The sequence below is a fragment of the Hydrogenispora ethanolica genome (assembly GCF_004340685.1).
GTDB lineage: Bacteria > Bacillota > UBA4882 > UBA8346 > UBA8346 > Hydrogenispora > Hydrogenispora ethanolica.
Map to the genome: position 1 here is coordinate 60381 of NZ_SLUN01000032.1, position 9608 is coordinate 69988.

The 9608-nt window shown below is 49.5% G+C and carries 8 protein-coding genes; 7 read left to right on the forward strand and 1 reads right to left on the reverse strand.

Annotated features, from left to right (window positions below):
- Positions 1–70: 70 nt before the first annotated feature.
- From EDC14_RS20495 to EDC14_RS20525, 7 genes are all read left to right on the forward strand, one after another.
- The gene (locus tag EDC14_RS20495) at positions 71–1717 is read left to right on the forward strand and encodes an ABC transporter permease (protein ID WP_243663051.1); all 1647 of its coding nucleotides are present in this window, start codon (positions 71–73) and stop codon (positions 1715–1717) included.
- A 5-nt stretch (positions 1718–1722) separates the two neighbouring features.
- A complete protein-coding gene (locus EDC14_RS20500; RefSeq protein ID WP_132016186.1) occupies positions 1723–2799 on the forward strand; it encodes an ABC transporter ATP-binding protein in 1077 nt (358 codons plus the stop codon).
- Between the two features lie 319 nt (positions 2800–3118).
- Positions 3119–3805 carry a phosphate signaling complex protein PhoU gene (phoU, locus tag EDC14_RS20505; RefSeq protein WP_132016187.1) on the forward strand — a complete coding sequence of 229 codons (687 nt, stop codon included), beginning with the start codon at positions 3119–3121 and terminating at the stop codon, positions 3803–3805.
- Positions 3802–5415 (forward strand): Na/Pi cotransporter family protein, encoded by a 1614-nt coding sequence (locus tag EDC14_RS20510; protein ID WP_132016188.1) that lies wholly within the window; start codon positions 3802–3804, stop codon positions 5413–5415. Before phoU ends, EDC14_RS20510 begins: the two co-directional genes overlap by 4 nt.
- Before the next feature lie 37 nt (positions 5416–5452).
- Positions 5453–6160 (forward strand): HAD family hydrolase, encoded by a 708-nt coding sequence (locus EDC14_RS20515; RefSeq protein WP_165908182.1) that lies wholly within the window; start codon positions 5453–5455, stop codon positions 6158–6160.
- Between the two features lie 387 nt (positions 6161–6547).
- Complete coding sequence (locus EDC14_RS20520) at positions 6548–8080, forward strand: sensor histidine kinase (protein WP_243663052.1); 1533 nt, start codon at positions 6548–6550, stop codon at positions 8078–8080.
- Positions 8077–8877 carry a response regulator transcription factor gene (locus EDC14_RS20525; RefSeq protein ID WP_132016191.1) on the forward strand — a complete coding sequence of 267 codons (801 nt, stop codon included), beginning with the start codon at positions 8077–8079 and terminating at the stop codon, positions 8875–8877. Before EDC14_RS20520 ends, EDC14_RS20525 begins: the two co-directional genes overlap by 4 nt.
- Before the next feature lie 505 nt (positions 8878–9382).
- On the opposite strand, the gene EDC14_RS27080 is transcribed toward EDC14_RS20525, so the two are convergent.
- The coding region (locus EDC14_RS27080) for a hypothetical protein (protein WP_207930763.1) at positions 9383–9608 on the reverse strand (226 nt) is incomplete at its 5' end.

Sequence of the window (9608 nt, forward strand, 5' to 3'; positions counted from 1 at the left end):
CCCCACTTTCTTTGTAAGGAGGCGTCAGGCTTTGGACCTCAAATATTCTACAATGGCTGCTGGCCCGGTTGTGAACAAAAAGCGCATCAGCGACCCGCTGATCACGGTAGCGATCATCCTGATCTGGCTTTCGCTCTTGATATTCATCGTCTATCCGCTGGCCCGTTCGCTCTGGATCAGTCTCGTGGTAGACGGAAAGCTGTCACTGGCCCATTATGGATATGTCTTTACGCACCAATGGTTGCTTACACCCTTGTATAACTCGTTGGGCCTCGGAGTGCTGGTGGCCACGCTCTCGACTATCATCGGTTTCGGGTATGCTTACGGGTTGAACCGGACTAACATGCCCGCCAAGGGAATCTTCCGGCAATTGGCTCTGCTGCCGGTGATCTCACCGCCATTCATGTTCGCGCTCTCGGTGATTCTGCTGCTGGGCAAGAACGGCTTGATTACGAAATTATTAGGGTTGACCCATTTCGATATTTACGGTCTGCCCGGGCTGGTCCTGGTGCAAAGCCTGACCATGTTTCCCATCGCTTACTTGGTTTTGGACGGTGTATTGAAGGCGATTAACCCCGACATGGAAGATTCAGCTTTTAACCTCGGCGCTACCCGGTTTCAGGTCTTCTCGACCGTGACATTACCGTTGGCATTGCCGGGAATCGCTTCTGCCTGGTTGCTGGTCTTCGTCACTTCATTGGCGGATTTCGGAAACCCGATGGTGTTGGGCGGGGGCTTTGATGTTTTATCGGTACAGGCATATCTTCAGGTGACCGGCATGTTTAATGTGGCCAGAGGCGCCACGTTGGCAGTAATTCTGCTGGTTCCGGCGATGATCGCTTTTTATCTGCAGCGCTACTGGATTGCCAAGCGTTCGTACGTCACGGTCACCGGCAAGCCGACCTCGGCCGGAGTGGCGGGCGTGACACCGGTCACCAAATGGCTGTTAACGGCTTTTGCTTCCCTATTGTCGCTGACGATCCTCGGGTTTTACGCTGTCATTATTTACGGTTGCTTTGTAAAGCTCTGGGGCTACAATTGGAGCTTCACGCTGGAGAATTTCACCTATGCCTGGGATATTGGCAAAGATAGCATGATGGCTACGGTGACCATGGCGGGAATCGCCACGGCCATCTCCGGAATTTTGGCCATGGTCGTCGCCTTTTTGATGGTGCGGAAAGACTTCTTCGGAAAAAAGGCGATGGGTTTTGTCACCTTGATGGGTTATGCCGTTCCGGGTACGTTAGTCGGTATCGGCTATATCCAGGCTTTTAATTCCCCGCCGTTGATGCTGACCGGAACCATGTGGATTATCGTCTTTTGCTTTATCTTCCGTGAGATTCCAGTCGGTATTGAATCCGGGGTGGCTACGCTGAACCAGATCGACCCGGCCATCGAGGAGGCGTCGTCGAATCTGGGGGCTGATTCCCGCTATACATTTACCCATGTTACCCTGCCGCTCATCAAGTCGGCTTTCTTTGCCAGCCTTGCCTACAGCTTTGTGCGGAGCATGACTGCTGTTTCGGCGGTGATTTTCCTGGTCACGGCGCGCTGGTATCACTTGACTGCGTTGGTGTTGTCCCAGACTGAGATTATGAGGCTTGGCGCCGCCAGCGTCTTGTCACTCTTTACCATTATCATTGTCATGTTAGCATTTGTCATTATCCGCTGGTGCCTCGGTTCATCCGCAAATTCGGCGCCGCGTATTGGAGGTTGAAGCTCATGGGCGTAACTGTTACACTCGACCATATTATGAAACAATTTAAAACCCCCGGTGGGGGAACCATGACTGCGGTGGATGATCTAAGCTTGAACATCGCCTCCGGGAGTTTTGTGACTTTACTCGGACCTTCCGGCTGTGGAAAAACAACTACGCTGCGGATGATCGCCGGATTTGAGGTTCCCAACTCGGGCCGGATCTTCATCGACGGAGCCGATGTCACCGTGGTGCCGCCCAACCGCCGGAACCTGGCGATGGTCTTTCAGAGTTATGCTTTGTTTCCCCATCTGACGGTGGCAGGGAACATCGCTTACGGCTTGAAGCTCCGCAAAATCCCACCTGCCCAGATCCAGGAGCGGGTGGCGGCAGTGCTGAAAACGGTGGGACTGGATGGCTTGGGCGAACGGTATACCAATCAGCTTTCAGGCGGTCAGCAGCAACGGGTGGCGTTGGCCCGGGCGATTGTATTAGAGCCCAAAGTCCTGCTCTTTGATGAGCCGCTGTCCAATCTGGACGCCAAGCTACGGGAAGAGATGCGCAGCCGCATCCGGGAACTCCAGCAGAGTCTGGGAACTACCGCGGTTTACGTTACTCACGATCAGGTGGAAGCAATGACGATGTCAGACGTGATTGTGGTGATTAATCACGGGAAAATCGAGCAGATCGGCACGCCGGCGGAGATTTATGAACAACCGGCCTCGCGGTTTGTGGCCGATTTTATTGGCCGGGTAAACCTGCTTCCGACCGAAACCATCGCCACCGGAACGGATGGCTGCCAGGTCAACCTGTTCGGAAATCCGGTGAAATTGCACAGTTTTTCACAACCCGCCGCAGCCATGTTGATCGCGGTCCGGCCGGAAGCGGTCGAATTGCAGCCGGACGATGGCTGGAACGGGCCGCTGTTACCCGGGCGGTTGGTGAAAACAGTCTATGTGGGCCAGCATTTGGAATACACGGTTCAACTGGACGCCGGCCCCGAGATGACGGCAATTTCTTTCAACCGTTACCCGGGACTCAGTGCCGGAGATCCGGTCCGGATCGGGTTAAAACCGGATGCGATTCATGGGGTTCCCGCATAAGCCGACTGTCGATGAGGTAAAAAAATGGTCTGGAGCGAGAGGCTCCAGACTATATAGGATGAAATAAATTTCTTTAATAAGATTTGCATTCCTAAGGCCGAATGCAAATGGAATCAAAACGGAATTTATTTCATCCTATTACTGCAGTAATAAGTTGAATTAAATTCCTTAATTTATCCATCATGGCCGGCTTTAGGGACATGATGCATATTAGAAATTTAATTCAACTTATATATTTTAAAATACCCTAAAAACTCCGGTGGTGCGGGGACAATACTCACGCGAGCGCAAGGACAACTGGTTAGAGGAGGGGCGAATCATGTGGCGGCGTTTAAACGCTTATGACCGGGCACTGCTCGAAATGAAAGAACGGATCCGGGATCTCGCAGGAATGGTTGAGCAGCAACTGCAAAAGGCGATGCAGTCCTTTGTCGAGCAGGATGTGGCATTGGCTGAAGCGGTCATTCAGGGCGACGATCCGATTGATCGATTAGAGGCATCGTTGGAAATGGAAGCATTAGAGCTGATTTCAATCCAGCAACCTGTCGATCAAGATCTGCGTTTGCTGGCCGCAGTAATGCGGATTGGCAAGGAATTAGAGCGAATCAGCGACTATGCTTGCGATATTGCTGAAACTACGTTGAACCTGAGGAAAAAGGGAGAGTGGTTTAAGCCACTGATTGATCTGCCTCGCATGGCAGATCTGGTTCAAGGAATGTTCACCAAAAGCTGTGAGGCTTTTTACCGGAACGATGCCGCCACGGCCCGGCAATTGGACGATGACGACCAGGCCGTGGATGAGTTATACCTGATGCTTTACCAGGAATTGACGGAATTGATGCGGGCCGATTCCGCCAATGTGGACCAGGGATTCGCCATTTTATTAATTGTCCGGTATCTGGAACGGATTGGCGATCACTTGGTGAATGTCGCTGAAATGACGGTGTTTGTGGCGACCGGCGAACGCCATCCCTTTAAAACACGAAAGGAAGGACTTGAGCAATGAAAGCGCTGGCCGCCTTGATCGGCTTAGCCGGGGGATTGGGATTATTCCTCTTTGGGATGCAGTTATGTTCGGAGGGCCTCCAAAAGGTGGCGGCGCGCCGCCTCAAGCAGATGATTAAGTCCTTGACGGGCAATCCGGTTATCGGGCTGCTCATCGGAGCGCTGGTGACCCTCGCTTTGCAAGGCAGCAGCGCCACCACTGCCCTGGTAGTCGGATTTATCAGCGCCAAGATGATGACCTTGTCACAAGCGCTGGGAGTCTTACTGGGTTCAGCCATCGGGACTTCATTAACGGTTCAACTGATTGTATTCCGAACGGTTGAACTGGCTCTCTTGTTAATGTTTTTCGGCGCTTGGCTGTATCTCTTCTCCCGGAAAAAAAGATGGCGCAATGTAGGTCAGACGGTTCTGGGCTGCGGCCTGCTGTTCTATGGAATGTCGATTATGTCGGGGTCCATGGCGCCGTTCAAGGATTTCCCCATTGTTTCACAGACTTTGATCAGTCTTGAAAAATATCCGGTCTTGGAATTCTTGGTGGGCTTGTTTTTCTCGGCGATTATCCAATCCAGTCCGGCTTTTATCGCGTTGCTGATGAGTCTGGCGTCGCATCATTTAATTGGCGAGACATCCATCATTCCTTATATCCTGGGCGCGCACTTAGGCGGGACGGTAACGGGCGTCATCTCCAGCTTCGGCGTACCGAGCCATGATGCGAAACGGGCAGCCATGACGAACTTCGGGATCAAGTTCATCAACGGACTCATCTTTTTGCCATTGTTTCACCCGCTAACCCAACTGATGCTCTGGAGTTCCACGGATATTAGCCGCCAGATTGCCAATGCCCATACTTTTTTCTCGGTGGTAATGGCCATCGGCTTTTTACCCTTCACCAATCAATTGTCGCGGTTGGCGGAACGCTTCTTCCCCGAGAAACAAGCCGACTTAGGAGAAGCAAAATTCTTGCAGGAAGATTTATTAGAAGTGCCGGAGCTGGCGGTGGACCAAGCCCATCAACAAACTTTGGAGATGGGGCGGATCGTGCGCGACCGGATGCTAACCAAAGTCCTCGCCGCGCTGCAGTATGGGAATGAAGCAGTCATCGATGAGGTGGCCGAAACGGAAGGGGCCATCGATGCGCTTTACAAGAAAATCAGTGAATATCTGGCGGGCATGGCGGGAAAAAGTTTGCCCGACGATCTGATGCAGCGGACAATCCAAGTCTTATATGCGGCCAACGACTTTGAACATGTCGGCGATATTCTGATGAACATCGGTCAAATTGCCCGGAAAGTGGGGCTGGAATCGATGCAGTTTTCGGAAGAGGGTCTGGGAGAGCTGGCCGCTCTGTATAACCGGGTATATGCCAACTTCCACCTGGCGTTGTACGCTTTTGAGACCGGGGATTCCGCGACTGCCACTGAAGTGATGAAGGAACATCCGCGGATTTTACGCCAGGAAAAAGAGTACCGGTACAGTCATTTTGAAAGAATCCAGGAAGGCAATCCGAAAACCATTGCCACCAGTTCGGCGCATCTCGACTTGATCGAAGCTTTGTTAAGAATTGATGGACATGCGGTCAATATTGCCCAAGGCGTGTTGGGGATCGTCTAAATGCGTCCGATGGCTACTAAAGAGAGGGGATTTGCGAATGTTTGAAGCGGTTTTATTTGACTTGGACGGTGTGATCATTGATTCCAACAAAGGCATTACCGATTATTGGCAGGCGCTGGCCTCCAGCTACCAAATTTCGTTGACTCCGAGTGATTTTGAGCGGTATATCTACGGTTGTCCGGCCAGGGAAACCCTGGATTTACTGTTCACCAGGTTGACGAGCGCGGAGAAGGAAGCCGCTTTGCTTCAACTGATTAGCTACGAATCGAACTTGCGCTATACCGAGATCCCGGGAGCGATGGCTTTTTTACGAGCCCTGCGGGAACATGGCATTCCCACGGCGCTGGTTACCAGCGGCGAACAATGGAAAGTCGATATCATCCGGGAACAGCTTGGGATCGGGGAATTTTTCACGGAATTTATCACCGCTGATCAGATCCGGAATGGCAAACCGGATCCCGAGTGTTACCTGCTGGCAGCCCAGCGGTTGAATAAACCCGCCGCAAAATGCGTGGTCTTTGAAGATGCCGTAAGCGGAGTTGCCGCAGCAACCGCCGCAGGCGCTTTTTGTATCGGCGTGCAAAAAGGAAACATGGTCCCGCCACTCGTTTCCGCCGGAGCAGGACTGGTGGTGCCCGATTTTGAACAGGTTCAAATCGAGCTGTCGGAGTCCCAAACTCTCTCCGGGGGTCCTCAATTCGATCTCAAGCCGGTTTTGGAAGGGGTTGTACTGCAACGGTATTAATTTACGAGAGGAAGTTTTTCATTGGGGGCGAAAATATAAATCAAAATTTTTTATCTGATTCAACAAGGAAAACATGTCGCCGCTAAACATTTATCCGGAATATTCAGTGCGACCGATGGTGGCAAAGAACGAAGGGAAGATAGCTTCGTGCGCAAGCTCAGTTTCTTTTATAAACTACTCTTTTCCTTTATTGCCATCGGGATTATTCCCTTATTACTGGTTGGCCTGATTGCGTACGGGCTGCTGACGAATACCATTATGGATACGGTGAGCCGGCAAGCCTATAACAGTGTGGTTAAAATCAGTGAGAATATTGACATTCTTACCTCTGAATATGGCGAAATCATCGTCAGCCTGCTGTCCGAGGATGAACGGCTCCGTGAGGCTTTGGCCGGTAAAATTACCGAGGATTATCCGGTCATCCGTCAAAAAATAGCGGTACTGGCCGGGAAGCGGAATACGGCGCTTTATATTTTGAATCCTAAAGGAACCGTTGTTTTTGCCACTCATCCCTTACCCCGTTTTTACGATCCGGTCCTTTACCGGAATCAGGGCCTTTTTCAACAGGCGGACGCCCTAAAAAACGGCTACATCATCTATCCTCATCATTATGTGAATTCCATCGGTGACAATGTGGTTTACAGTATTGCCCGTACGATCCGGGATGAGCGCGATCGCCCGATCGGATACATCATCGTGGAAATCTTTAAAAGCCACATCGAGGATATCGCCAATAATATCAATGCGAACTTAAACTTAGATTTACTGGTGGTCGATTCGAATTTTTTTACCGTTGCTAACCTGCGCAGTCCAAAACTGGACGGTAAAATTTTTCACTTCAGTCAGAATCGTAAGTTGACCGCGATGGGAACCGGTTTTTTTCTCGCACGGGTCGCGGGCAAGCAATCTTTGATTGCTTTTCACACTTCAAAATATACGCGGTTTGTCACCATTGGCATTTTACCTGTGAAAGTGCTGCTTGAAAGCAGTAATTTTATTCGGTTCATTACTTTGCTGGCGTGTTTGCTGAGTTCCGTGGTTTGTTTAATTTTGGCGGTGTTAATTTCCCGGAATATTTCCCGCCCGATTTATGATTTGGTTGAATCCATGAAGCAGGTCGAGAGTGGCAACCTCCATGCGAGGGTCAATTTTCAACGCCGCGACGAGCTGGGGTTGCTCGGTCGAAGTTTCAACGCAATGGTGGGACGAATTCAGGATTTGGTCGACAATGTTGTCGCCAAGCAGCGTCAACTGCGCAATTCAGAGATTAAAGCCTTGCAGGCTCAGATTAATCCGCATTTTTTATATAATACCCTCGATTCCATCAAATGGCTAGCCAAGTTGAATCATGTGCCGCAGATTTCGGTGATAGCCACTCAGCTCGGAAAATTATTGCGCAGCAGCATTAATGATGCCGATCTTACGACGGTGGAAGAGAGTATCGTGACGATACAGAGCTATCTCGCGATTCAGAAAATCCGCTATCGTGATAAATTCGCCACCGTTGTCGAGATAGAGCCAAATATCTTGCACTGCCGCATCCCCAAGCTTATCCTGCAACCCATTGTCGAAAATGCGATCGTCCACGGATTCGAGGGCAAAAAATCCCAAGGCTGTTTAAGCATCCGGGGATGGTCGGAGCAGAGTGACCTGATTTTTGAGGTCGCGGATAATGGAGTCGGAATGAAACCGGAGTGGGTGGCGGCTATCAATGCGGGTCAAAATATTCAGTCCGCGTCAGCCGATGCCCATAGTATCGGAATCCAGAATGTCAACCGGAGGATTCAACTCTATTATGGCCCGGAGTACCGGTTAACTGTCCAAAGCCTGTTGGATCGGGGTACCAAGGTGACGTTGCGAATGCCAATCCAGCCCGAAACTGAAATCTCAAAACAGTTCGCTCCGGAGGATGCCAAATGATCAAGGTGTTGGTGGTCGAAGACGAGTATTTGGTCCGCAAAGGCTTGGTCCTTACCACGCCGTGGGAAAACTACGGCCTGGAGGTCATTGGCGAAGCCGAAAATGGCCAAGAAGGCCTTCTCTTAGCAACTGAGCTTCGACCGGATTTGGTCGTTACGGATATTCGGATGCCGAAGATGGATGGCTTGGAATTGATTGAACGATTGGAAGGGGTTATCGACGCGGAATATTTGATCATCTCCGGCTACAATGAGTTTGAATATGCCAAACAAGCCATGCGGCTGGGGGTGCGGGATTACCTTCTGAAACCCATCGACGATGAGGAGTTGTACCAGATATTGGAACGACTTTCCGGACTAATCCAGAGCAAAAAGAAACTGCAAAAAGTTCAAGATAGTCTTCCCCTGATCCAAGACAGCAAACTTCAGTTATTCAATGAATATCTGTCGGACAACGAATGGAAAGTGAAAGAAAACTATATCCGGGAAGCAATAAAATACTTGAAATTGCATTATCGCGAAGATTTGAATATTCGAAAGGTGGCCGACTCCCTTAAAATATCCGAAAGTTATTTAAGCCGCCTTTTTAAAATGGAGACGGGTTATACTTTTGTCGAGTACCTGACGAATTACCGAATTAAGAAAGCCATCGAATTATTAAAGGAAAAGAGCGAAAAGGTCTACGAGATCGCGGAAATGGTCGGTTACAGCGATTCGCGTTATTTCAGCGCGCTGTTTCGAAAGTATGTCGGCGTCACTCCAAGCGAATTTAAAGACGGGTTAAGTCGCAAAAACTAGCTTGATATTGCCTATTTAAAAAATAAGATGTTCGAAAAAGTATAATTTAAAAGAGATGGGCATAGATTGATACTGCCAATTTCGGCGAGGATTTAATCAAAAGGTATTATTCCGTAAAAAAGAATAAAGAATAGAGCTTAAGGAGATATTACGAAAAGAGAAGATCTCCCTTCGGTTCCGGAAGAAGATTATTCAGTAACTAAAGAAGCGTATTCAGTAACCGCGCAAGCCCATTCAGTAACAGAACAAGCTCATTCAGTAACTAAATATGGACATTCAGTAACTGAACAAGCTCATTCAGTAACAGAACATGTTCATTTACTTACTGAATATGTTCATTTAGTTACAGAACAAGCTCATTCAGTAACTAAATCAGTTCATTCACTAACCGAACATCTTCATTCAGTAACTAAATCAGCATATTCACTAACAGAAAAAGCTCATTCACCAACCGAAACAGCAAATCGCAAAAAACACCTTGACGAAAACCCCACTCCATGATAAACTAAGCATCCGCCCGAGAAAGCGGAACCAACCAAACCCGCAGCTCAAAGAAGAAAAAGCAGTTGACAACCAGAGCGGGACCATGGTAAGATAAGCATCCGCGCCACGGGAAGACCCAAAGCGCGGCAAGCAAAAAAAGCGGATTGACAAAGGCCGGGAAACATGATAGGATAATTCCTGCCGTGGAAAACAAATCCGCAGGTAAACGAAAAAAAGAGGTTGACAAA

Excerpts from the sequence above, each read along its gene's own strand:
- EDC14_RS20500 (WP_132016186.1), top strand. The coding sequence starts at position 1,723 with ATGGGCGTAACTGTTACACTCGACCATATTATGAAACAATTTAAAACC.
- phoU (WP_132016187.1), top strand. The coding sequence starts at position 3,119 with ATGTGGCGGCGTTTAAACGCTTATGACCGGGCACTGCTCGAAATGAAA.
- EDC14_RS20510 (WP_132016188.1), top strand. The coding sequence starts at position 3,802 with ATGAAAGCGCTGGCCGCCTTGATCGGCTTAGCCGGGGGATTGGGATTA.
- EDC14_RS20515 (WP_165908182.1), top strand. The coding sequence starts at position 5,453 with ATGTTTGAAGCGGTTTTATTTGACTTGGACGGTGTGATCATTGATTCC.
- EDC14_RS20525 (WP_132016191.1), top strand. The coding sequence starts at position 8,077 with ATGATCAAGGTGTTGGTGGTCGAAGACGAGTATTTGGTCCGCAAAGGC.